This is a genomic window from Pseudonocardia sp. MH-G8 (assembly GCF_002262885.1).
Taxonomy (GTDB): domain Bacteria; phylum Actinomycetota; class Actinomycetes; order Mycobacteriales; family Pseudonocardiaceae; genus Pseudonocardia.
On record NZ_NKYF01000001.1, the window covers coordinates 1306350 to 1329859 of the forward strand.

Here is a 23510-nt window from a genome sequence, read left to right on the forward strand (position 1 = left end):
TGTTGATGAGCTCGCCCGTCACGCGTACCGCGGTGGCGCTGGAGGTGCGGGGCCTGACGGTCTCCTACCGTTCGGTGCCGGTGCTGTGGGAGATCGACGCGCAGTTCCCGGCCGGGCACCTGTCTGCGGTCGTCGGACCCAACGGTGCGGGCAAGTCCACCCTGCTCAAGGCCGCCCTCGGGCTGGTGCCGGCGGACGCGGGCCGGGTGCTGGTCGACGGCGTCGAGGGGAAGGCCGCCCTCGACCACGTCGCCTACGTGCCCCAGGCGGAGTCGGTGGACTGGGACTTCCCGATCACCGTCCGCGAGGTCGTCGAGATGGGCCGCTACCGCTCGACCGGCTGGTTCCGCCGCGTGGGGCGAGCCGACCGCGCGGTGGCCGCGGAATGCCTCGAACGGGTGGGGATGGCGGGCTTCGGCCGACGGCAGATCGGCCAGCTCTCCGGGGGGCAGCGCCAGCGCGTGTTCCTCGCCCGTGCCCTCGCCCAGCAGGCCCCGGTCCTCGTCATGGACGAGCCGTTCGCGGGGATCGACGCACGCACGCAGGCCGATCTCCTCGCGCTGCTCGGCGAGCTGCGCGACGCGGGCGGCTCGGTCGTCGTCGTGCACCACGACATGGCCCAGGTGCGGGCCGCCTTCGACTGGACGCTCCTGCTCAACGTGCGCGCCCTGGGCTGCGGCCCCACCGCCGAGGTGCTCACGCCCGAGACCGTGCGCGCGGCCTACGGCGCGGACGTGGCGTGGACCCCGTGAGCGGGGCCGCGGTCGTGGCCGCGGCGCTCGGCCTGCCCTACACCGACGCGGTCGTGATCGCCGGCGCGCTCGTCCTCGGGATCACCAGTGGCGTGCTCGGCGCGTTCGCCGTGCTCCGGCGCCGCAGCCTGGTGGGCGACGCGGTCGCGCACGCGACGCTGCCCGGGGTCTGCGTGGCGTTCCTCGTGGCAGGGGTGAAGGACGTGCCCGGCCTGTTGCTCGGCGCAGCGATCGCCGGGCTGGTCGCGGCGTTGCTCATGGTGGGCATCGAGCGCGCCGGCCGGATCCGTCCCGACGCCGCGATCGGCGTGGTGCTCTCGGCCTTCTTCGCGCTGGGCGTCGTGCTGCTCACCCACCTGTCCAACAGCTCCGACGCCGACCAGGCGGGCCTGGAGCACTACCTGTTCGGCCAGGCCGCCGGGCTGCTCGAGCGCGACGTCGCGGTGATGGCCGCGCTCGCCGCCGTCGCACTGCTGGTGGTCGGGGTGCTGCGGCGGGCACTGACCACCACGCTGTTCGACCCGTCCTTCGCCGGCGCGCTCGGGCTCCCGGTGCGGGCGCTGGAGACCCTCATGACGGCGCTGCTGGTGGTGGCGGTCGTGATCGGCGTGCGGGTCGTGGGGGCGATCCTCATGGTGGCGATGCTGGTCGTACCCACCGTCACCGCGCGCCAGCTCGCCGACCGCTTCCCGCAGGTGCTGCTCCTGGCCGGGCTGGTCGGCGCGGTCGTCGGGGTCACCGGGGCCCTCCTCGCCACCCGGGGTGCGCTCCCCACGGGGCCGGTCGTCGTCCTCGTGGGGTTCGCCGTCGCGCTCGCGGCGCTGCTGCTGGCCCCCGGGCGGGGTGTGCTGTGGCGGGCCCAGCGGCTGCGGGCACGGCGGCGGGCCGTGCACCGCGACGCCGTCCTCACCCACCCGGACGCCCCTGCCGCGGGGCTGCCCGACCTGCTCACCCGTGCGCGCCTGCGCCGCCACGGCCTGCTCGCAGGCGACGGCACGCTCTCCGACGCCGGCCGCGCCGCGGCCGCCGAGCTCGCCGAGCGGCGCGCCCTGTGGACGGCGTGGCTCGAGCACGGCGCGTCGATCCGGCTGCCCGACGCACGCGAACCGGACCCCGCCGACCTCGCCGGCAGCCTCGGCCCCGACGCCGTGGCCCAGCTCCGCCGGGCCGTGAGTGGATACGAGTGCTCCAGCACCCGTATCCACTCACGGCCCCCGGAGGGGGCGTGATGAGCGACGGGGTGCTGATCGTGCTGGTCGCCGGGCTCGTCGCCACGGCGTGCGGGCTGCTCGGGCCGTTCCTCGTGCTGCGCCGGATGGCCCTGCTGTCCGACGCCGTGAGCCACGCCGTGCTGCCGGGGATCGTCGCCGTCTGGCTGGTCGCGCAGACCCGCGCCCCGTTGCCGGTGGTCCTCGGCGCCGCCGCGTTCGCCGTGCTGTGCGTGCTCGGTATCGACGCGCTGCGCAGCACCGGGCTGGTGGCCTCGGACGCGGCCATCGCGCTGGTCTTCCCCGCCCTGTTCTCACTCGGGGTCCTCGGCGTCACCCGCTACGCCGACGGCATCCACCTCGACCTGGACTCCACCATCTACGGCGAGATCGCGTTCGTCCCGTTCGACACGGTGTGGCTCGGCGGCTACGAGCTGGCGCGCTCGGGGGTGGTGCTCGGCGCGGTCGTGCTGCTCAACCTGCTGCTCGTGCTCGCGCTGAGGAAGGAGCTGAAGGCCACCACGTTCGACCCGCAGTTCGGCAGCACGGTCCGGCTGCGGCCGCGGCTGCTGTCGCGGCTGCTGCTGGTGGCGGCCGCGGTCACCGCGGTCGCCGCGTTCGACGCCGTGGGCGCGATCCTCGTGGTGACCATGCTGATCGTCCCGGCCGCCACGGCGTTCCTGCTCACCGACCGGCTCGTCGTCATGGTCGCGCTCGCCATCGGCATCGGATGGGTCGGCGCCGCGGCCGGTTACGCGATCGCGCTGCCGCTGGACAGCTCGATCGCCGGCGCGATGGGCCTGGTCTGTGCCACCTGCTTCGCGCTCGCGCTGCTCGGCTCCCCCCGCCACGGCGTCCTCACCCGCCGGTGGCGCCGTCACCGGTCCCGGGTGGTGGGCTGACGGCGTGGCCCTCCCCGACGCCGGCTTCCCGGCCGACCCCTATCCGGGCGCCGCGCCCCCGTTCTCGTTCGTGCACGCCGACGAGCGGTCCCACGTCCTGCACCCGCACCCGGCACACGGGTGGACGGTCGCCGGCGTGCCGCTGGACTCCTGGCTCGCCGCCCGCGGTGGCGTCCCCCGGGCACTGCGGGTACCGGTGCTGGCCTACGGCTCGAACCGGTGCCCGAGCAAGATCACCTGGCTGCGGCGGGCCCTCGGCATGGGCGCCGATCCGGTCGTCGTGCTGCGGGCCCGCACCCGCGACGTCACCGCCGTGTGGGCGGCGGGACTGCGACGCCGCGACGGGCAGCGTCCCGCGGTGCTGGCGGCCGCACCGGGCGCCGTCGAGGAGCACGCCGTCTGGCTCGCGACACCCGACCAGATCGCGGTGCTCGACCGGTGCGAGGGTCGCGACGAGCGGTTCCGGCTGGCCCGGCTGCGGTCCGGCGAGGTGTGCACCGACCACGGCGTCCGCATCGACGAACCGTGGTGCTACGTCGGGCACGGCGCGATCCGCCGCCCGCTGCTCGTCGGCGGCGCACCGGTGCGCTGCGCGGCCCTCCCCCAGGACGCCGCCCGGTGGCTCGACGGCGTGCCCGCTCCCGGCGACGGCCTCGACGCACCCACCGTCACCGGCGCCCCGCACCCCGACGAGTGGCCCGCGGCCGTGTTCGTCTACGGGAGCCTGCAGCCCGGCCACGCCGCCTGGCCGCGGCTGGCACCGCACGCCGTCGGCGAGCCGCACCGCACCACCGTGGACGGCACGGTGCACGACACCGGTACCGGAGCCTCGGCCCTGTGTCCCGGCACCGGCGGGCGCGCGCCCGGCTGGCTCGTGCCGCTACGCGACCCGGCAGGCCTCCTGCCCGTCCTCGACCAGCAGGTGGACGACGAGCAGGAGGGCCCGCGGTACCGGCGCGAACGGCTCGTGGCCGGGCGGGGCACGCCCTGCTGGAGCTACGTCGGGATGAACCCACCCGGACGCAACTCCAGCCAGATCACGCCGGCTGCGCGCTCGGTGTCATGACCGTGGCCGACGACCCCGGCAACGGCTTCCGCGCGCTCTCGGCGACCATGATCACCGAGGCCAGCGAGATCACGGCGGCCACGACGAGGTAGATCCCCGGCATGGCGTTGTTGCCGGTGCTCTCCACGAGGATGGTCAGGATGAGCGGCGCCGTGCCACCGAAGATCGAGGTGGACAGGTTGTAGCCGATCGAGAAGCCGCCGTAGCGCACGTCGGTGTCGAAGAGCGCGGGCAGCGTGGCCGACATCGTGCCGAGCAGCATCACCAGCAGCAACCCGAGGATCACCAGGCCGGTGACCGTGCCGAACGCGTTGCCCATCGCCAGCAGCATGAACGCCGGGTAGCCGAGCACGATGAACCCGATGCACGAGCCCGTGATCAGCGGCTTGCGGCCGATCCGGTCGGACAGGGCGCCGACCGGGATGATCACGATCATGATCACCAACATCATGCCGAGGATGTAGAGCAGCGCCGGAGTGGCCTCCAGACCGGTCGTGGTCTGCAGATAGGTCGGCATGTAGAACAAGATCGTGTAGACCGCGACGTTGTAGAACAGCACCAGGCCGATGCACGTCACGATGGGCCGCCAGTGGTGGGTCAGCAGCTCCTTGAGCGGCGAGTCCGCAACGGCCTGCTTCTCCTCCAGCTCCCGGAAAGCGGGGGTGTCCTCCAGCTTGCTCCGCAGGTAGAGACCCACGAGGCCGAGCGGTCCGGCGATCAGGAACGGAACCCGCCAGCCCCACGCCGCCATCGCCTCCGGCGCCAGGCTGACCTCCAGGACCGTCACGAGCCCCGCCGCGAGCACGAACCCCCCGGTCGTGCCGAACTCGAGGAAGCTGCAGTAGAAGCCCCGGCGCTTGTCCGGCGCGTACTCCGCGATGAACGCCGCTGCCCCGCCGTACTCGCCACCGGTTGCGAAACCCTGCACGAGCCGTGCGACCACGAGCAGGATCGGGGCGAGCCACCCGACGGCGTTGAACGTGGGCAGGAGCCCGATCGCGAAGCTCGCGGCCGACATCACCACGATCGTCAGCGCCAGCACCCGCTTGCGCCCGATCTTGTCGCCCAGCGGGCCCAGGATGCACCCGCCCAGCGGGCGCACCAGGTACGCCACCGCGAACAACGCGAACGTGAACGCGACGTTTGCGCTCGTGTCACCGCCGGGAAAGAAGTTCAAGGCGATGAAGATCGTGACGTAGCTGTAGATCCCGTAGTCGAACCACTCGACGAGGTTGCCCATCGCGGCGGCACCGACCGCTTTGCGGACGGTGCGCTCGTCGACCTCATGCTGCTGCCCTTGCGGCGTCGCCATATGAAGGTCCTCTCCTTTTGGCCGCCGACGCTAGAAGCGGAGCGTTGGGTCCGCAACAGCTGGGCTCGTGCCGGGCACGGTCCCGTACCCGCTCGGACCGCCCACAAACGCCGGTCACTAGGGTCGGGACCGTGCTGGACGTCACGCGGGTCTCCAAGCGATTTGGAGAACGACAGGCGCTGGCTAAGGTCTCGTTCAGGGTCGAAGCCGGTGAGATGTTCGGCTTCGTGGGCAGCAACGGGGCCGGCGAGACCACGACGATGCGCATCGTGCTCGGCGTGCTCACCGCCGATACCGGCGAGGTGCGCTGACAGGACCGCCCGGTGGATGCCGAGCTGCGGCGCCGCATCGGGTACTTGCCCGAGGAGCCCGGCGCGTAGGTCCACCAACCCCCTGAACGACGAACGCCCCTCGCACAGCCGCCCGGCGACGGGAGCGCCACGAGGGCGAGGGGCCGCTCCAGGTAGGCGGGAGGATGAACCGACCGCGAGGCGCACGCGCGTAGCCCGATCCGCGGTGCGGTCGGTTCACGGCCTCGCAGATGAACCACCAAGCTTCACGCTGGCTCTCCGCGTACCCGTGCGACGCCTTCCCGTCACTGGCAACCACGGTCCAGCGCCAGCGTCCGGAGGACTCCTGAAAGTTCACGCTGCCCCGTTGCTGCGACTCGATCATCAGTCGCGCCTCATGCTCGTCGGCCGCCTCGCCCATCGCGAACCCCTCTGCTGGCACCGTCACCCAGAACGCCACGAGGCCGGAGTAGGCCAACGGAGACAACTGGAACATGGGGGCCTCTGCGCTACTTCGAGGCCGTCGGGGCTGACGGAGACCCGTGGTCGTACGTAGCGTCCGCGAGGTGGACGAGGAGCGGTTGGTGAGCACAGGGGAGGCAGCCCGCGCCCTGGGCGTCTCCTCACGCTCGCTTGCGCGCTGGGCGAGAGAGGGCAGGCTCAAACCTGTGTTCTCCACCCCTGGAGGAGACAAGCGGCCGGGGCAATATCGCTGGGATCTCCAGGACCTCCGCGCACAGTTGCTCCGGATGAACCGGCCGGAGTGATTCTGCCCAGCTCCGCCTGATCAGCCGCTCACCGGCGCGCCCGGCGTCTACGAGCTGGTCGGACTCGACTCAGTCGACTCCGACCTGGAAAGCCCTCGACCACGCAGTCGAGCCCGCGTCGGCCTCCGCGAGGCCCTGTCCACGAAGACCCCCTGACCCGTAGCTCAGCGCTTACGCGGCGTCCACTCCGTGAAGCCCGCGGCACGGGCGTCGTCGGCCGTGCGGAACCAGTACTCCGCCTTGGTGCGCCCGAAGTACGGGCTGGTCGGGGTGTGGAACAGCATCGACCCGGCGTTGCCCTTGACCGTGTACTCCGGGCCGGGCGCGGAGCCGTCGGGCAGCGCGGTCGCCGCGCCGTGCGGCAGACCGTCCCGAGCCGGGGTGGCCGGGGCCGCAGCGCGCGGGCGGGGCGACGGGCGTCGAGTGGCCGGTGCAGCCTCCCGCACCGGTGACGCGACGGCGCGCGGGGCCGGAGCCGGCGGCGTCCATGCCGGCGCAGCGGCGTTCGACGCACGCGCGGAGGCCGCTCCCGCGCCGTTGACGCCCGCGCTGTGCCTCGGCGCCGCGGCGGCCCGCGCAGCGCCGTCAGCCGCGGGGTTCAGCCACTCCGCGCCTGCACCCGTCGGACGCGCCGGCGGCCAGCCGGTGCCGATGTCGGCGGCGGCCGCCGCACGCCGCGACCGGACGATCCATGCGACGGCACCCAGCAGCACCGCGAGCAGCAACCAGCGCCCGCGATGACCGCGGCGCCCCTCCCCCTTGACCGCCATGGAGCTCACCCTCCCTCGGTGGATGCTCACGAAGGGTAAGCCGTGCCCTCACGGTGCGCGATCGCGGGCGGGAGATCAGCCCCGCGCATCCTTGACCCGCTGGTAGCGGGCCAGTGCCTCCTGCCGCTCGGCGGCGTGGTCGACGATCGGCTCCGGATAGCCGTCCGGCACCCCGTCGGGCAGCCGCCACGGCTGGTGCACCGCCTTGCCCGGCACGCCCCGCAGCTCCGGGACGAACCGGCGCACGTAGTCGCCGTCCGGGTCGAACCGCTCGGCCTGCGTCACCGGGTTGAACACGCGGAAGTACGGCGCGGGATCGGTGCCGCTGCCCGCCGTCCACTGCCAGCCGTGCTGGTTGGACGCCAGGTCGCCGTCCACGAGCAGGCGCATGAAGTGCCGCGCACCCCACCACCACGGCAGGTGCAGGTCCTTGACCAGGAAGCTCGCCACGATCATCCGGACCCGGTTGTGCATCCACGCCTGGGCGCGCAGCTGCCGCATCCCGGCGTCGACGATCGGGTAGCCGGTGCTCCCGGCGCACCACGCGTCGAACCGCTCCTGGGCCACAGGGCCCGATGCCAGCGGCAGCGCGTCGAAGGCGCGGTCGTAGTTGCGGCGCGCCGAGTCGGGACGGTGCAGCAGCACGTCGGCGTAGAAGTCGCGCCACGCGATCTCGTTGCGGAAGGTGCCTGCCGATTCCGAGCGCCGCGACGCGAGGTCGGCGAGCAGCGTGCGCGGGTGGATCTCGCCGTACTTGAGGTGCACCGACAGCCGGGACGTGCCGTCGCGATCGGGGCGGTTGCGGTCCGAGCCGTAATCCTGGACCCCGTCGTCGAGGAACTCGTGCCAGCGCCGCAGCGCGGCCTCCTCGCCCGCCTCGGGCAGCGTGGCGTCGACCGCGTCGTCGTCCGGGATCTCCTCGCCCGCCGGCGGGTCCAGCCAGCCGACGGTCGAGGCGTTCGTGTCGGCGGGCGGCCGCCAGCCGTGGTCGGTCCAGGCCCGGCGGAACGGCGAGTACACCCGGAACGGCGCGCCGTCGGCCTTGCGGACCCGCCCCGGCGCGACGGCGTAGGGCGAGCCGGTGCGCACCAGCTCCCGGCCGTCGTCGGCGAGCGCCTTCTCGACCGCCTCGTCGCGGCGCCGCCCGTACGGGCCGGAGTCCGCCGCGACGTGCACGGTGGCCGCGCCGCAGTCCGCCGCGACGCCCGGCACCACGTCGGCGGGATCACCGCGCACGACGAGAAGCCGCCCGCCCAGCGCCGTGTCCAGCGCGCGCAGGCTGCGGAACAGGTACGTGCGGCGAGCGGCTCCGGACGGACCCAGAAGCGCCGGGTCGAGCACGAACAGCGCCAGGGCACGCGGTGCGGCGTCGGCGGCGGCCAGGAAGGTGGGCTGATCACGCACCCGCAGGTCGCGCCGGAACCACACGACCGAGGAATCGGACATGGGCCGACGCTAGTGGCGGCCCCACGGCAGCGCGCGCCGGAGAACCGCCCCGACGAACGAAGGCACTCTCGTCGGCGCCTGGCCGACGAGAGTGCCGTTCGTCAGGTGGGTCCCCGTACTCAGCGGTTGTTCATCGGAACGTACGGGCGTTCCGTCGAACCCACGTAGAGCTGCCGCGGACGGCCGATCTTGGTGCTGGGGTCGTTGATCATCTCGCGCCAGTGCGCGATCCAGCCGGGCATCCGGCCGAGCGCGAACAGGACGGTGAACATCTTCACCGGGAAGCCCATGGCCCGGTAGATGACGCCGGTGTAGAAGTCGACGTTCGGGTAGAGCTTGCGCTCGATGAAGTAGTCGTCGGCAAGAGCGCGCTCCTCGAGGGCCTTGGCGATGTCGAGCAGCTGGTCACTCGCGCCGAGCTTCTTGAGGATCTCGTCCGCGCTCTGCTTGACGATCTTCGCGCGCGGGTCGTAGTTCTTGTAGACGCGGTGCCCGAAGCCCATGAGGCGGGCGCCCTTCTCGCGGTTCTTCACCCGCTCGACGAACGCGTCGACGTTGCCGTCCTCGACGTCGCGGATCCGCTGCAGCATCTCCAGGACCGCCTGGTTGGCGCCACCGTGCAGCGGGCCGAACAGGGCGTTGATGCCGGCGGAGACGCTCGCGAACAGGTTGGCCTGCGACGAGCCGACCATCCGGACCGTGGACGTGGAGCAGTTCTGCTCGTGGTCGGCGTGCAGGATGAGCAGCACCTCGAGGGCGCGTGCGAAGTCGGGGTCCACCTCGTAGGGCTCGGCCGGGAAGCCGAACGTCATCCGGAGGAAGTTCTCGACGAGCCCGAGCGAGTTGTCCGGGTACAGGAACGGCTGCCCCACCGACTTCTTGTAGGCGTACGCCGCGATCGTCGGCACCTTGGCCAGGAGCCGGACGGTGGACAGCTCCACCGCGTCCTCGTCGAACGGGTCGAGGCTGTCCTGGTAGAAGGTCGACAGCGCGCTGACGGCGCTGGACAGCACCGGCATCGGGTGCGCATCACGCGGGAAGCCCTCGAAGAACCGTTTCAGGTCCTCGTGCAGCAGCGTGTGCCGGCTGACGCGGTTGGTGAACGCGTCGAGCTCGGCCTGCGTGGGCAGCTCCCCGTAGATCAGCAGGTAGCTGGTCTCGAGGAAGGTGGAGCCCTGGGCGAGCTGGTCGATCGGGTACCCGCGGTAGCGCAGGATGCCCGCGTCACCGTCGATGTAGGTGATCGCCGAGCTGCAGGCCGCCGTGCTGCCGAAGCCGGAGTCGAGCGTGACCAACCCGGTCGACGGCAGCAGCTTCCCGACGTCGAACGCAGAGGCGCCCTCGGTGGCGGCGTGGATCTCCATCTCGTAGTCGCCGCCGGGGTGGCGCAGGACGGCGGTGCTGGTGGTGTCGTCGGCCATGTGGAGGTTCCCTCACACTCTTGTCTTCCGTGGTTGGCCGCAACGCTAGTGCGCCAGACGGCTGTTGTGCCGGTCGGACGGTGACTCGTTGGTCACGACTGCACGCGACGGGCCGGCGACGACCGGAGCGATCAGTGGGCAGGCCGGTAGCGCCAGAAGACCGGGAAGGCCGCGACCACGGCGACCGCGCCCACGACCACCGCGACGCCCCCGACGGACGCCGCCACACCCGGCCCCCACCACTCCGCGGCACTGCCGTGCCAGAGGTCGGCGACCCGAGGCCCGCCCGCGACGACCACGCCGAAAACGCCCTGCATCCGGCCGCGCATCTCGTCGGTGGCGGCGCTCTGCAGGATCGACATCCGGTACACGCTGCTGATGACGTCGCCCGCCCCGGCGATCGCGAGGAAGAGCACCGCGAGCCACAGCGAGCTGGTGAGCCCGAAGAGGGCGACGCCCACGCCCCACGTGCAGATGGCGAGCGTGACGGCGACGCCCTGGCGCTGCACGCGGTGCAGCAGGCCGGTGAACAGGCCGGCCGCCACCATCCCGAGGGGGATCGCGGCGAACAGCAGCCCCATCGCGAACCCACCGCCCGGTGGGTCGCCGTAGAGCGTCTGGGAGATCTCGGGGAACACCGCGCGGGGCATCCCGAACGCCATCGCCACGATGTCGATCAGGAACGACACCAGCAGCACCGCGTGCAGCGCGGCGTAGCGGAAGCCGTCGACGATCTCCCGCAGGCCCGCCCGCCTGCGCGCGCCGCTCGCCGCGGGCGGCACGGCAGGCAGCCGCCAGGTCGCCCAGAGCGTGGCGAGCAGTGCGATCGCGTCCAGCAGGTAGAGCGTCGGGAGCCCGATCACCGGGATCAGGACGCCCGCGAGCAGCGGCCCGGCGATCGCCCCGACCTGGAACACGGTCATGTTCAGCGCGTTCGCCGCCGGGAGCTGCTCGGCGGGCAGCAGCCGCGGGATGACGGCGTTGCGGGCCGGCTGGTTCACCGCGAGGAACGCGGTCTGGACGGCGAACAGCCCGAGCACCGGCCAGACCCCGCCGGCGCCGCTCGCCGCCGTGACCCAGAGCGCCAGCGACGACAGCGCGATCCCGGCGCCGCTGAACAGCAACAGCGTGCGCCGGTCGACGGCATCGGCGATCGCGCCGCCCCAGAGCCCGAAGACGACCAGCGGCACGAGCCCGAACAGCCCCGTCAGGCCGACGTAGGCCGAGGAGCCGGTGAGCTCGTAGATCTGGGCGGGCACCGCGACGACCGACAACTGCGCGCCGATCACCGTGACGATGCCGGCGGTCCACAGCCGCCGGTAGGCCGGCGTGCGCAGCGGGCGAGTGTCGGTGAGCACGCCGCGCACCGCCCGGGCGACGCGCCGCGTGGCGGGCTCCGCGCCGGACGTCGGACGGGTCGGGGCATCCGGCCCGGCCAGGATGTGCCCTGTCCGCTCGTCGCGGTCGTCCCGGTTCGGGCGGGTGGGCCCCTCCGGACCGGAGGTCGTCATGGGACAACGACTACCACCCCTGGCCTGCAGAGCCACCCCTCGATCCGGCGGCGAGTGCCCGTCCTCACGACCGAAACGGACGAACCACCCCAGCGCGACACCCGCGCACCGAGAGCCCGACTCGCGGACGGGGCGACCCCGACTCGCGGAGTTCCGCGAGTCGGGGCCCAACACCCGCGAGTCGGGGTCTCAGTGTCGGCGAGTCGGGGTCGCTGCGGCTGATCCTGCGAGTGCGGTCCGGCCCAGCAGCGCCGCGAGCCCGTCGATCGGTGGGGCGAGGTCGGACACCGGCCGTGGTGGCGCGAACGGGGATCGCTCCGGTGGGACGTCGGCGAGCTTGACGCGGGTGAACTCCGCCGCGCGCTCGACCACGTCGTCGGGGAACCGGGGCTGCCCGCCGGTCGCCTGCGCGAGGTCCCAGCCGTGCACCAGCTCCTCGACGATGCGCAGGTGGACCGCGACGATGCCGGGCACCGGCCCGACGGGCACCTCGAAGGTCCGTCCGAGCACGCCCGGCTGCCCGAACGCGGCCAGCAGGCTGTCCGCAGCCTCCCGGTAGGTCCCCGCGGGATCGTCGCCGAGCGCGTCGGCCGACCCGGGTTCCAAGGCACCCGCGGTGACCGTCGCCTCGCCGCGGAGGATCGCGGCGAAGAGGCGGTGACCGAGCACCATGTGCTCGACCAGCGCGCGCACGTCCCACTCGGGACACGGGGTGGGTGCGCTCCACCGGTCGTGCCGGACGTCGCCCACCAGCTCGCCGACGATGCGCAGGACCGCGGCGAGGTCGTCGAGGGGAGCCTGTTCGGTGCTGTCGTTCACTGTCGTTCCTTCCCGTGGACCGATGTCCGTCGCTTGTCGAGACACCACCGGCTTCGGGAACGGAACGGTGCGATCAGGCCGGGTGGCACGATCCCACGGTGAGCCAGGACGTGCTGGAGCGCGCTCGACGAGGTGACGAGCACGCGTTCCGCGAGCTGACCGACCCCTACCGGCGCGAGCTGCACCTGCACTGCTACCGCGTCCTCGGGTCGCTCGCGGACGCCGAGGACCTGCTGCAGGAGACGCTGCTCGCGGCGTGGCGCGGTCTGGACGGCTTCGAGGGGCGGGCGTCGCTGCGGGCCTGGCTCTACCGCATCGCCACCCACCGCTGCCTCAACGCGCTGCGCGACGCTGGGCGGCGCAGGCCGCCGGAGCCGCAGCCTTCCTTCGCCCCGCCGGAACCCACGCGCCGCACCGACGTGACCTGGCTGCAGCCCTACCCGGACCACCTGGTGGAGCAGATCGCCGACACCGAGCCGGGGCCCGAGGCGCGCTACCGCGCCAAGGAAGCGGTCGAACTGGCGTTCGTCGCCGGACTGCAGCACCTGCCGCCACGCCAGACCGCCGTGCTCGTGCTGCGCGACGTGCTCGGCTTCTCCACCTCCGAGGTCGCGTCCATGCTGGACACCAGCACGAACGCCGTCAAAGGAACCTTGCAGCGCGCCCGTGCGCACGTGCGGGCCCATCCCCGCCCCGGGAGCGTGGCGCCGCCGGACTCGCCGGCCGAGCGCGACCTGACGCAGCGCTTCGCCGCCGCGTTCACGGCGGGCGACGTCGAGGGTGTCGTCCGGCTGCTGACCGACGACGCGTGGCTGACCATGCCGCCCGCTCCGCACGAGTACCAGGGCCGGGCCGCGATCGCGGATCTCCTCACCACGTTCACCGGCTGGCGCGGTCGCCGCCACCTCCACCTGGTGGGCACCCGCGCCAACACGCACCCGGCCCTGGCCTGCTACCTGGCGGAGCCCGACGGGACGACCGCGCATCCAGCGGGTCTGCTCGTCCTGCGCCCGAGCGGTGACCGGATCGGCGCCGTGACGTGGTTCCTCGGCCACGGGCTGACCCGATGGTTCGACCTGCCCCCGACGGTCGGGTGACGCGGGCCGTCACCCGACACCGTGCCGGTCCGCTCGTCCCGCAATTCCTCGAGGTCTCGTAGGCCCGCACGAGGACACCGGCCCGCGACACGCGCGCATTCGCAGCGCGACTCGCGGGCACGAGACCCCGACTCGCGGGGGTTCCGCGAGTCGAGGGCCGCGTGCGGGAGTGCCGCGGGTCAGGGGGCCAGGCGGCGGATGCGCCAGGTGCGGTCGTGCGTGTCCAGCTCGAAGCGCAGCCGGTCGTGCATGCGGTTGCTGCGCCCCTGCCAGAACTCGACCTGCTCCGGCACGATCCGCCATCCACCCCAGTGCGGCGGCGCGGGCACCGGCTCCTCGGCGGAGAAGCGCCGGGTGGCGGTGGCGAGCGCGTCGTCGAGGACCCGGCGGTCGCGCACCTCCACCGACTGCGCGGACGCCCACGCCCCCAGTTGGGAGCCACGCGGCCGGCCTGCCCAGTACGCCGCGTTCTCGGCCGCCGTGACCAGCTCCACCGTGCCGCGCACGTGCACCTGCCGGTGCTGGGCGTACCAGGGGAAGGTGGCCGACGCGTAGCGCGTGGCCCGCAGCTGGTGGCTCTTCGCCGAGGTGTAGTTCGTGTAGAACACGACGCCGCGGGCGTCGAGCCCCTTGCACAGCACCGTGCGCGAAGTCGGACGACCGTCCTCGCCGGCCGTGGCGAGCACCATCGCGTTGGCTTCGGCGACGCCGTCGGTGACGGCCTCGTCCAGCCACAGCGCGAGCTGCTCGTGCCACGTCGGGGCGAGGTCGCCCACGTCGAGCTCATCGGTCCGCACGTAGTCCACTCGCATCGTCGCCAGCTGCTCTGCCATCGACGCCTCCCCCGGGTAGCCGGCCCACCACGCTATGTGCTATCCGCCCCGATCGACACCCCCGGTGACCGATGCCACCCGGTCGTCCCGTTGCACGCCGATCGGAGCGGGTGCAAGGTGCAGCCAACCACGCCCGCCGATCACGGGGTGGTCTTCTGCTGCACGGGGCCATCACTGTGGCCACGACGGCATGGTCCACGACGAGGAGGACGCGGTGACCACTGCGCCGGCCGCACCCGGAGCCGACCGGAACGAGAGCGCACCGCCCCCGCCGCCCCCCGGGTTCACGCCGGGGCTGGAGGGGCACGTCGCCTTCCGGACGCAGATCGCCGAGCCCGACAAGGACGGCGGTTCGCTGCGCTACCGGGGCGTCGACATCGAGGACCTCGTCGGCCAGGTGACCTTCGGCAACGTCTGGGCGCTCCTGGTCGACGGCCGGTTCGGGCCGGGGCTGCCGCCCGCCGAGCCGTTCCCCATCCCGGTGCACACCGGCGACGTCCGGGTGGACGTGCAGGCCGCGCTCGCGATGCTCGCCCCGTACTGGGGCTACCGCCCGCTGCTCGACATCGGCGACGAGGAGGCCCGCGACCAGCTCGCCCGCGCCTCGGTCATGGCGCTGTCCTACGTCGCGCAGTCCGCGCGCGGGATCGGCGTGCCCGCGGTGCCGCAGGCGCGCATCGACGAGTGCTCCACGATCACCGAGCGGTTCATGACCCGCTGGCGCGGTGATCCCGACCCGGCGCACATCCGGGCCGTGGACGCGTACTGGGTCTCCGCCGCCGAGCACGGCCTGAACGCCTCCACGTTCACCGCGCGCGTCATCGCCTCGACCGGCGCCGACGTGGCCGCCTCGCTGTCCGGGGCGATCGGCGCGATGTCCGGCCCCCTGCACGGCGGCGCGCCGGCCCGGGTGCTGCCGATGATCGAGGAGGTCGAGCGCACCGGCGACCCCGAGGGCCTGGTGAAGGGCATCCTCGACCGCAGGGAGCGGATGATGGGCTTCGGGCACCGGGTCTACCGGGCCGAGGACCCGCGCGCCCGCGTGCTGCGCCGCACCTGCCGGGAGCTCAAGGCCTCGCGCTACGAGGCGGCCGCGGCGCTCGAGCAGGCCGCCCTGTCCGAGCTGCGCACCCGCCGCCCCGACCACCCGATCGAGACGAACGTCGAGTTCTGGGCCGCCGTGATCCTGGACTTCGCCGAAGTGCCGCCGCACATGATGCCCGCGATGTTCACCAGCGCCCGGACCGCCGGCTGGTCCGCGCACGTCATGGAGCAGAAGCACGAGGGCAAGCTGGTGCGCCCGAGCGCGCAGTACATCGGCCCCGGCCCGAGAAGCCCGGAAGAGGTCGAGGGCTGGGCGGACATCCGCCACGCGTAACGAGCCACGCGCAACCAACGGCACTTTCGTCGCTTCCTAGCCGACGGAAGTGCCGTTGGTTCGGCCGCGGACCAGCAGGGAGAGCACGCCGGCCACCATGCACAGGCCGCCTCCCACGTACCAGGCCATGTCGTAGGCGCCGAGCTCGTCGCGGACGATGCCGGCTCCCAGCGCCATCGCCGCCGCACCCACCTGGTGCGAGGCGAACACCCACCCGAACACGACGGGCGCGGCCGCCCCGAACAGCTCCCGGCACAGCGCCATCGTGGGCGGGATCGTCGCCACCCAGTCGAGCCCGTAGAACACGATGAACGCCACCATGTTCGCCTGGATGTCCGGCCCGAACAGGGTGGGCAGCGCCAAGAGCGACAGGCCGCGCAGCACGTAGTAGACGAGCAGCAGGTACCGCGGGTCGATGCGGTCGGTGAGCCAGCCGGACGCGATGGTGCCGGCCACGTCGAAGATCCCGACCAGCGCCAGCAGGCCTGCGGCCACCGTCTGCGGCATCCCGTGGTCGTGCGCCGCCGGCACGAAGTGCGGCTGGATCAGGCCCATGGTGGTGGCGCCGCAGATCATCATGCCTGCGGCCAGGTACCAGAAACCCTTCGCACGGGCCGCCGCGGCGAGCGTGCGCAGCGCCATGCGCGCCGCCCCGCTGCGCATCGGCTCGGCGTCGTCGGCCGCGGTGCCGCCGTAGGGCGTCACGCCCACGTCCCGCGGCCGGTCCCGCAGCAGCCACATCACGAACGGCGCGACGGCCAGCGCTGCCACCGCGACGGCCAGCGAGGCGGGCCGCCAGCCGTAGCCTTCGGCGAGCTGCGAGACGAGCGGGAGGAACACCAGCCCACCCGCCGCGCCGCCTGCGGTCAGGACGCCGGAGACCAGGCCGCGCCGGGCCACGAACCAGCGGCCCGTGACGGTGGCGACGAGCGCGAGCGCCATCGACCCGGTGCCGAGGCCGACGAGCACGCCCCAGCACAGGATCAGCTGCCAGCTCTGCGTCATGAAGACCGTGAGACCGCTCCCGGCCGCCACGACGACCAGCGCGGCCGTCACGACCCGCCGGATGCCGAAGCGCTCCATCAGCGCGGCGGCGAACGGGGCGGTCAGGCCGTAGAGCGCCATGTTGACGGCCGCGGCGAGCGAGATCGTGGAGATCGACCAGCCGAACTCGTCGTGCAGCGGGTTCATCAGCACGCCGGGCACGGCCCGGAAGCCGGCGGCCCCGACGAGGGCCAAAAACGTCACGGCGGCGACCCACCACGCCGGGTGGATGCGCGGCACGCGCGCGGTGCGGAGCTCGGTCACGTCCGGCAGCATCGCCGCACGGCGCGCCCGGCAACAGTGGCCCGAGGGCCAATACGTGAAAGAATCCGGCCATGACCGGACTCCACGAGGTCGCCGTGCTCGCGCTGCCGGACGTGGTGGCGTTCGAGCTGGGGCTGCCCCACAAACTGATCGGCACGGCCGTCGACGACGCGGAACGTCCCCTCTACCGCGTGCGCGTCGCCACGCTGGACGGCGGCCCGGTGCGCACGTCGGCGGGCTACCAGGTGCTGCCCGAACACGACGCCTCGATCCTGCGCACCGCCGACACCGTGATCGTCCCCGGCGTCCACAGCGGCTCGGCGAAGGAACGCGGGGTGCTGGAGCCCGAGCTCGCGGCCGCGCTGGACGGGCTGTCCGCGCGGATGGTCTCGATCTGCACGGGCGCGTTCGTGCTGGCCGCGGCCGGGTTGCTCGACGGGCGCCCGGCCACCACCCACTGGATGCACGCCGACGCGTTCCGCGCGCTGTTCCCGCAGGTCGCACTGAACCCGGACGTGCTGTACGTCGACGACGGCGACGTGCTCACCTCGGCGGGCAACGCCGCGGGCATCGACCTGTGCCTGCACGTCGTGCGCCGCGACCACGGCGCCGTCGTGGCCAACCGGGTGGCGCGGCGCAGCGTCGTGGCCCCGTGGCGCGAGGGCGGCCAGTCGCAGTTCATGGAGCCCGCGCCGGACGCCGAGGGCCCCGGCACGGCGCCCACCCGCGCGTGGGCGCTGGAGCGCCTCCACGATCCGCTCACCCTCGCCGACCTCGCGGCGCACGCCGCCATGAGCGTGCGGACGTTCACGCGCCGCTTCCGCGAGGAGACGGGGGTGAGCCCCGCCCGCTGGCTCACGACCCAACGCGTGGCCGCGGCACGGCGCCTGCTGGAGGGCACCGACCTTCCGGTCGAGCGCATCGCCGCCGAGTGCGGGTTCGGCACCACGGCCTCGCTGCGCCAGCACCTGCACGCCGCCATCGGCGTCGCGCCGCTCGCCTACCGGCGCACCTACCGCGGGGTGGAGCCGGTGGGCGTGTGACCAGGGGTTCCCGCTAGAGGCCCACCCAGCGGGCCAGCTCGACGTCGAACCGCTCCCGGCGGATCCGCTGGTCGATGTAGAGCAACCCGGTGACGCCCGTGGCGAACGGCACGGCGAACGAGCTGGCCACGACGACGCCGATCGCCGCCCGGACCATGGACCCGGTGTCCTCGGGGTCGAGGCTGAGACCGCCGAGCACCCCGATGACCACGATCATGGGCACGACCACCAGAAGCGCGGTGAGCAGCAGGACGCCGAACGTCCTCCACCAGACGCCGTGGACGAGCCTGCGGGACCGCCCGATGGCCGCCACCACGCCGATCGGCTCCAGGACGTAGGCGGCGGGCGCCAGGACCCACAGCACGGACAGGTAGACGGCGACCAGGGTCGCGACCATGATCAGGACAACCGCCAGCAGGATGGCGTCACCGGATCCGGTGGCCGCGACGACCGCCGCCGGGATCGCCACGACCACCACGACCGCGACGACCGCGACCCCGATGAGCAGGGTCAGCCCGATCAGGCCCGCTAGCCGGGGCGCCACGGCGCGCCACGCGGCGGCGACGTCGATCCGCTGCCCGAGCACGGCCCGGCTGAGCACCACGAACAGCAGGCCGGTGAGGAGCGCGCCGAGCACGACCGCGACCAGCGTGCTCCCGATCTGGCCCGCCGCCGCGAGCCAGCCGACCCGGCCCGTGGCCAGCGCGCTCGGATCCGGCTGCGGCAGGGTCAGGTCGACGACGAGCTGGACGACCTGGGTGACGAGCATGATCGCGGCACTCGCCCCGAGCGTGAGCAGCGGGTTCGCCCGGATGTAGCCGATCGCGGCGGACAGCACGTCGCCGACGGCGAGGGGACGGAGCGGCACGACCCCCGGCTGGGGCGCCGCGGGCCAGGAGCCAGGAGCGCCGTACCCCGGCTGGGCTCCGTACGGGGGCCGGCCGTAGGCGGACGGTCCGTGACCCGGCTGGTCGTAACCCGGTCCGTACGCAGACGGCCCGTACCCCGGTTGCCACGCGGCCTGCTCGTACCCGGGCGGTCCGTAACCCGGCTGGCCATAACCCGGCTGCCCGTAGCTCGGTTGGGCATAACCCGGCTGGCCAAAACCCGGCTGCCCGTAACCCGGCTGGCCATAACCCGGCTGGCCATAACCCGGATGCCCGGGATCCGGCTGCCCGACGGGCGTCGGGTACTCGCCCGGCCCGTACCCATCCGGCCCGCCCGGGACCGGGTCCGGTTGCGGGGTCTCCTGCGCGACGGTGGGCGGCTCACCGGACTCCGGCCCGGGGTCGGACTCGGCCGCCGTCGCCCCGACGCTCGGCCCGGCCGACGGCGGCCCCTCGACTGCTGCGGTGCCGGCGTCCGCTCCGGCCGCCGGCGCCTCCGGCTCGGCACCGCCTGTACCTCCCCCGGACCCCGGCCGCTCCGGCGCGGCCTCCTCGCGGCCGCTCCCCGCCGGGTCGCGCGGTGCGTCCTCGCGCGGGGTGCTGTCGGCCGGTTCCGGTCGCTCCTGCTCGTTCGACACGTAGGCCCCCTGAGATCAACGTCCTCCGCATCGTGTCAGCGATCGCCCGCCCGCGTGGGCACACCCCGCAGAACGATGCCGAAGCCCGCCCGCCGGTCGGGTGACCTACCGCGTCGAGGCCGGCTCCAGCAGTACGCCGACGCTGCCCATGCGGGGCATGTCGACCGCCACGACGCCCGCGTCGACCGTCAGCGCCTCGCCGCGGTCGCCGAGGTAGGTCGCGGTCCACGCCCCGGCCACCGGCACCCGCACGCGGGCGCGCAGCGCCACTGGCTCCTCGGCGTAGGACTGCAGGCGCAGCAGCACACCGCCGTCCGCGGCCGAGACCGACACCAGCCGGACCCGGTCGTCGTCGAGCTCGAGCAGCGAGCGCTCCGGTACCGCCTCGGCGGCGGGACCGGTGGCGAGCACGCCGTGCACCGGCAGGGTCAGTTCCGCGGCCGTCCGGATGCCGAGCCCCGACGGGGACAGCTGCTCCCCGGCCCGTCGCACGCCCACCGCGTAGCGCACGGACGCGGTGAAGCCCTGCTGGGAGGGGAAGTTGGTGTCCCAGACGTTGTTGTGCACCCAGGAGTAGATCGTCGCGGGTTCCCGCGGGGTCGTGGAGTCGGGGAACGGCGCGTAGGGCAGCGCGATCGTCTCCGGATGCACGAGCGGGGCCTCGTCGGTGGCCCAGGCCACGGCGTGGTCCCCGTCGGCCACGCTCGCCCAGTTCCGGATCGCCCGCATGTGCTGCGGTGCACCGGGCACGTGCTCCAGCCCGTCCCCGGTGAGCGCGCCGGTGATCTCGTACCGGACGACCGGGTCGTCGGCCGCGAAGGGGAACGCGAAGAAGGCGCTCTCCTTGGTCATCGTGGCGGGCTTGGAGATCCGGTTCTCGATGTCCAGGCGCGCCTGGTCGCGGCCCAGCCGCAGCGTGGTGCGGGCCCAGCGCACGCCGTCGGCGGCGAACTCGAAGGTGAGCCGCTGCTCCACCCCGGTGTCCACGCGCTCGAGGAACGCGGCGGGCCGGGCGAGCGTGCGGCTGCCGAGCAGCTCCAGCTCCGGCGACACCGCCGTCTTGTTCGACTGGTGGTTGTAGCCACCGGCCGTGGTGTAGGTGTCGTAGACGTAGGCGTTGAAGCCGACCACGGCGTCGGTGTTCACCAGCTCGCGACCGGTGGCCAGCTCCACGATCGAGGCGATGCAGGCGCGGGAGAGGTCGACGCGCACGCGCAGGTGCTCGTTCTGGATCACGAGCGGGTCGGGGTGCTCGGCCGCGACCGGCCCTGAGGCCTGCGCTGTGGTCTCCGCCTCCCCCTCCGGGGTGACGACGTCGAGGCGCACGTGGCCCAGCGGCGGCAGATCCGGCACGTGCACGGTGACGATGCGCCCGGCGTCGCGGTGGTTCGGGTTCTGCTGGCCGGCCACGGTGATCGGCAGCGGCTTGCCGGTGCGCCCGTCGCGGACCTCGATCGTCCGGTCGAGCGGCACGCGGCTCTCGCGGACGAACAGCCGCACGGTCGCGGTGCGGGCCAGCGCGGTCGTGTTGGTGGCGTAGTAGGTGACGACCGCGTCGCCGCTCTCCGGGAGGACCTCGCCGAGCCGGGCCGACGCGTGGTCGGTGAACGTCGCGGCGTCGTCCTGCGCGTTCACGCCGTGGGCGTACTTCCAGTGCCACTGCTGCTCACCGGAGTGCATCCCCTCGTCGCCGTCGGTCCACGGGTTGGACGCGCCCCAGGTGTGCTCGTTGAACAGCGAGATCGAGCGGTAGACCCGATCGGAGTGCTCGGCCTCGTCGGCCAGCGCCTCGCCGCCGAGCAGGGCCGACATGCCGCTCATCGTCTGCGCCCCGGTGACGGCGGCCTGCGCCTTGCGGGTCATCGCGAGCGGACGCGCGCCGGACCCGACGCCTTCCACCCACCAGTCGCCCCAGTCGCCCTCGAACTCCTGGATCTGCCCGTCGAGACGTTCCTCGGCGTCGCGGAAGAAGTCCTCGTTGCGCGACAGGCGCAGCCGCGGGTAGAGCCAGTTCTCGTTCCAGCGGGCCACGGTGTCGGCCATGATCATCCGCGGCGGCGCGTTGTCGCCGAACATGCCCTGCACGCGCAGGTGCAGCACGTCCCACGGGTAGGGCTCGCGGTCGTGCACGGCGTCGCCGTGCCAGCCGAACATCCCCGGCGGGAACGGGTACGGCTTGGTGGCCAGCGCCGTGAGGTAGGCCGGCAGCATCCCGTCCACCTCCTCGTAGGAGGTGTCGAAGCCGAGCACCGAGCCCTCCATGTAGGCGAGGCCGTGCGGGCTGTCGGTCATCCAGACCAGCACCGAGTTGCCGGCGGGCGAGCGCCAGCGGAACAGCCGCGGCAGCTTCTGGCCCCCGTTGAGGTGCGGCACCGACCGGCCGGCCCAGTTGTGCGCCACCGACAGGTAGCGCACGCCGAGCTGGGCGAGCGCGTCCGGCAGGCCCGCGACGGTGCCGGGCACGTCGGTCTGCATCGCGGAGGTGAACTCCACGCCGTAGGTGTCGCGGACCCACCGCGCGAGGCGCAGCAGCTCGTGCAGCTCGTCGGTGGAGCAGGTGTCGGTGTGCAGGTTGTAGGGCAGCGCGGTGAGCTCGATCTGCCCGTTGCGCACGTAGGAGACGAACTCCTCCACCCGCTCCGGCGAGCGCGCCGCCACCCACTGCTCGAACGACCACAGCGACTCGACGGCCCAGCGGAACTTCGCCTGGTCGGGACGGTCGGCCGTCGCGCGGACGAGGTCGAGGCAGGAGTCGAGGAACCCGACGTGCTCGGCGAGCACCGTGCCCTGCGGGTCGGTGTAGCCGATGTCGAGGTGGCTGTGGTGGACGAGGTGGATCGTCCACTCCCGCACCGGCGCCACGGCCACCTCGACCGTGCCGTCGGCGTCCAGCGACGGGATCGCGAGCCGCAGCGTGGTGGGCCCGTCGACCGCGGGCACGAGGAGCCGCAGCGACCCCGCCGGGCCGGCCACCTCCTCGGCCGGGACCGCGGATCCGCCCTCCGTGAACAGCTGCACGTCGGCGGCCCGCAACTCGCCGAGCCCGTCCACCTCGATCCGCACGGCCTGCTGCCGCCCGCCCCCGGGAGCGGCGCGCAACAGCTGCTCGGCGACGATGCGGACGGGGCGGCCGCCGAGGCTGCCCCGGCCCGCGGTGGCGAAGTCGACCATCCCGGCCTTCGCCTTGTCGGCGGACCAGGGGGTGGCGGCGATGAGTGCCTTGGTCGTCATGGAGGAGGAAGAACCCTTCAGGAGGTGAGCTTGAGACTGCGGGTGAAGAAGCGCTGGAAGGCGAAGAACAAGACGATGGTCGGCAGCGACGCCACGAGCGCGCCCGCGAGCACGACCGGCGGCCCGACGTTCGAGTAGTTGCTGCTGAGGTCCGCGAGCGCCGCCATGGCCGGCCGGACGTTCGGGCTGGTCCCGAGCGTGATCCCGAACAGCAGGTCGTTCCAGATCCAGGTGAACTGGAACAGGAACGCGGCCACCATCGCGCTGCGCACCAGCGGCAGGTGGATCGACAGGAACATCCGCAACCAGCTCGCGCCGTCCAGCGCCGCCGCCTCGCGCATCTCGCTCGGCACGGTCGTCATGTAGTTGCGCACGACGAAGAACGCGAACGGCACCGCGAGCGCCGCGTAGATCAGCAGCATCCCGTACTGCGTGTCGTACAGCGATGTGACCGCGTACCCGTTGAACAGCGGCGCGAGGAACATCTGCAGCGGCAGGATCGTGCCCACGTAGATCGCCCAGAACCACAGCGCGGGCCGCTTGACCGGCATGATCACCACCGCGAACGACGCCAGCGCCGCGACCACCACCGCGATCAGCCCGCCGAGGGCGGCGTAGACGGCGCTGTTGAGCATCCCGGAGCCGACGTTGGCCATGGAGAAGGCCGTGCCGACGTTGTCGAGGAACGCCCACGAGACGGGCCACCACGCGGGTGTTCCATCGTAGTCCGCCACCGCGGTGAAGGAGTTGACCACCAGCAGCCAGCTGGGCACCAGCCACAGCAGTGCGGTGACCACGAGCACGACACCTTTGACCGTACGTCCCATCACC

At 73.1% G+C, this 23510-nt stretch carries 19 protein-coding genes and 1 pseudogene; 9 read left to right on the forward strand and 11 right to left on the reverse strand.

The annotated features are described in order from the left end of the window. Positions 1-5: 5 nt before the first annotated feature. The 4 genes from CFP66_RS06075 to CFP66_RS06090 are packed head-to-tail and all read left to right on the forward strand — an operon-like array spanning position 6 to position 3928. Positions 6-752 (forward strand): metal ABC transporter ATP-binding protein, encoded by a 747-nt coding sequence (locus CFP66_RS06075; protein WP_094921623.1) that lies wholly within the window; start codon positions 6-8, stop codon positions 750-752. Then, positions 740-1981, forward strand: coding sequence for a metal ABC transporter permease (locus tag CFP66_RS06080; protein ID WP_233159168.1), 1242 nt, complete (start codon positions 740-742; stop codon positions 1979-1981). Before CFP66_RS06075 ends, CFP66_RS06080 begins: the two co-directional genes overlap by 13 nt. Further along, positions 1981-2862, forward strand: coding sequence for a metal ABC transporter permease (locus CFP66_RS06085; protein WP_233159169.1), 882 nt, complete (start codon positions 1981-1983; stop codon positions 2860-2862). The genes CFP66_RS06080 and CFP66_RS06085 overlap by 1 nt, the downstream gene beginning before the upstream one ends. Before the next feature lie 4 nt (positions 2863-2866). Further along, complete coding sequence (locus CFP66_RS06090) at positions 2867-3928, forward strand: gamma-glutamylcyclotransferase family protein (protein ID WP_094920952.1); 1062 nt, start codon at positions 2867-2869, stop codon at positions 3926-3928. Here the strand turns inward: CFP66_RS06090 and CFP66_RS06095 are convergent. Beyond that, complete coding sequence (locus CFP66_RS06095) at positions 3900-5240, reverse strand: MFS transporter (protein ID WP_094920954.1); 1341 nt, start codon at positions 5238-5240, stop codon at positions 3900-3902. The genes CFP66_RS06090 and CFP66_RS06095 overlap by 29 nt on opposite strands. 131 nt (positions 5241-5371) lie before the next feature. On the opposite strand from CFP66_RS06095, the pseudogene CFP66_RS06100 reads away from it, so the two are divergent. Further along, positions 5372-5614, forward strand: a pseudogene (locus CFP66_RS06100) (ATP-binding cassette domain-containing protein); the annotation flags it as partial. Positions 5615-6114: 500 nt separating this feature from the next. Next, complete coding sequence (locus tag CFP66_RS06105; protein WP_094921626.1) at positions 6115-6297, forward strand: helix-turn-helix domain-containing protein; 183 nt, start codon at positions 6115-6117, stop codon at positions 6295-6297. A 164-nt stretch (positions 6298-6461) separates the two neighbouring features. Here the strand turns inward: CFP66_RS06105 and CFP66_RS06110 are convergent, their stop codons facing one another. The 5 genes from CFP66_RS06110 to CFP66_RS06130 all read right to left on the reverse strand — a co-directional run bounded on the left by CFP66_RS06110 (position 6462) and on the right by CFP66_RS06130 (position 12264). Beyond that, complete coding sequence (locus CFP66_RS06110; protein ID WP_094920955.1) at positions 6462-7067, reverse strand: hypothetical protein; 606 nt, start codon at positions 7065-7067, stop codon at positions 6462-6464. Between the two features lie 75 nt (positions 7068-7142). Further along, positions 7143-8513, reverse strand: a complete 1371-nt coding sequence (locus tag CFP66_RS06115; protein WP_094920957.1) for a deoxyribodipyrimidine photo-lyase — start codon at positions 8511-8513, stop codon at positions 7143-7145. 119 nt (positions 8514-8632) lie between these two features. Further along, the gene (locus CFP66_RS06120; protein ID WP_094920959.1) at positions 8633-9934 is read right to left on the reverse strand and encodes a citrate synthase; all 1302 of its coding nucleotides are present in this window, start codon (positions 9932-9934) and stop codon (positions 8633-8635) included. Between the two features lie 131 nt (positions 9935-10065). Continuing rightward, positions 10066-11445 (reverse strand): MFS transporter, encoded by a 1380-nt coding sequence (locus CFP66_RS06125; protein WP_094920960.1) that lies wholly within the window; start codon positions 11443-11445, stop codon positions 10066-10068. Positions 11446-11634: 189 nt separating this feature from the next. Beyond that, positions 11635-12264 carry a TIGR03086 family metal-binding protein gene (locus tag CFP66_RS06130; RefSeq protein ID WP_198961249.1) on the reverse strand — a complete coding sequence of 210 codons (630 nt, stop codon included), beginning with the start codon at positions 12262-12264 and terminating at the stop codon, positions 11635-11637. 98 nt (positions 12265-12362) lie between these two features. Here CFP66_RS06130 and CFP66_RS06135 point away from each other — a divergent pair, with 98 nt between their 5' ends. Further along, the gene (locus CFP66_RS06135; protein ID WP_094920963.1) at positions 12363-13361 is read left to right on the forward strand and encodes an RNA polymerase subunit sigma-70; all 999 of its coding nucleotides are present in this window, start codon (positions 12363-12365) and stop codon (positions 13359-13361) included. Positions 13362-13540: 179 nt separating this feature from the next. Here the strand turns inward: CFP66_RS06135 and pdxH are convergent, their stop codons facing one another. Beyond that, positions 13541-14194, reverse strand: a complete 654-nt coding sequence (gene pdxH / locus CFP66_RS06140) for a pyridoxamine 5'-phosphate oxidase (RefSeq protein WP_094920965.1) — start codon at positions 14192-14194, stop codon at positions 13541-13543. A gap of 214 nt (positions 14195-14408) precedes the next feature. Here pdxH and CFP66_RS06145 point away from each other — a divergent pair, with 214 nt between their 5' ends. Next, positions 14409-15572 (forward strand): citrate synthase 2, encoded by a 1164-nt coding sequence (locus CFP66_RS06145; RefSeq protein ID WP_369804960.1) that lies wholly within the window; start codon positions 14409-14411, stop codon positions 15570-15572. Positions 15573-15608: 36 nt separating this feature from the next. Here CFP66_RS06145 and CFP66_RS06150 read toward each other — a convergent pair whose 3' ends face one another. After that, positions 15609-16892: an MFS transporter gene (locus tag CFP66_RS06150; RefSeq protein ID WP_094920966.1), complete on the reverse strand. Its 1284-nt coding sequence runs from the start codon at positions 16890-16892 to the stop codon at positions 15609-15611. 59 nt (positions 16893-16951) lie between these two features. Here CFP66_RS06150 and CFP66_RS06155 point away from each other — a divergent pair, with 59 nt between their 5' ends. Then, positions 16952-17923 carry a GlxA family transcriptional regulator gene (locus tag CFP66_RS06155; protein WP_094920968.1) on the forward strand — a complete coding sequence of 324 codons (972 nt, stop codon included), beginning with the start codon at positions 16952-16954 and terminating at the stop codon, positions 17921-17923. A gap of 13 nt (positions 17924-17936) precedes the next feature. On the opposite strand, the gene CFP66_RS47010 is transcribed toward CFP66_RS06155, so the two are convergent. The 3 genes from CFP66_RS47010 to CFP66_RS06170 form a co-directional block, all read right to left on the reverse strand. Next, complete coding sequence (locus CFP66_RS47010; protein WP_143517130.1) at positions 17937-19448, reverse strand: hypothetical protein; 1512 nt, start codon at positions 19446-19448, stop codon at positions 17937-17939. Positions 19449-19553: 105 nt separating this feature from the next. Then, the gene (locus CFP66_RS06165) at positions 19554-22679 is read right to left on the reverse strand and encodes a glycoside hydrolase family 38 C-terminal domain-containing protein (protein WP_094920971.1); all 3126 of its coding nucleotides are present in this window, start codon (positions 22677-22679) and stop codon (positions 19554-19556) included. Positions 22680-22696: 17 nt separating this feature from the next. Beyond that, positions 22697-23506 carry a carbohydrate ABC transporter permease gene (locus tag CFP66_RS06170; protein WP_094920972.1) on the reverse strand — a complete coding sequence of 270 codons (810 nt, stop codon included), beginning with the start codon at positions 23504-23506 and terminating at the stop codon, positions 22697-22699. Positions 23507-23510: the final 4 nt, after the last annotated feature.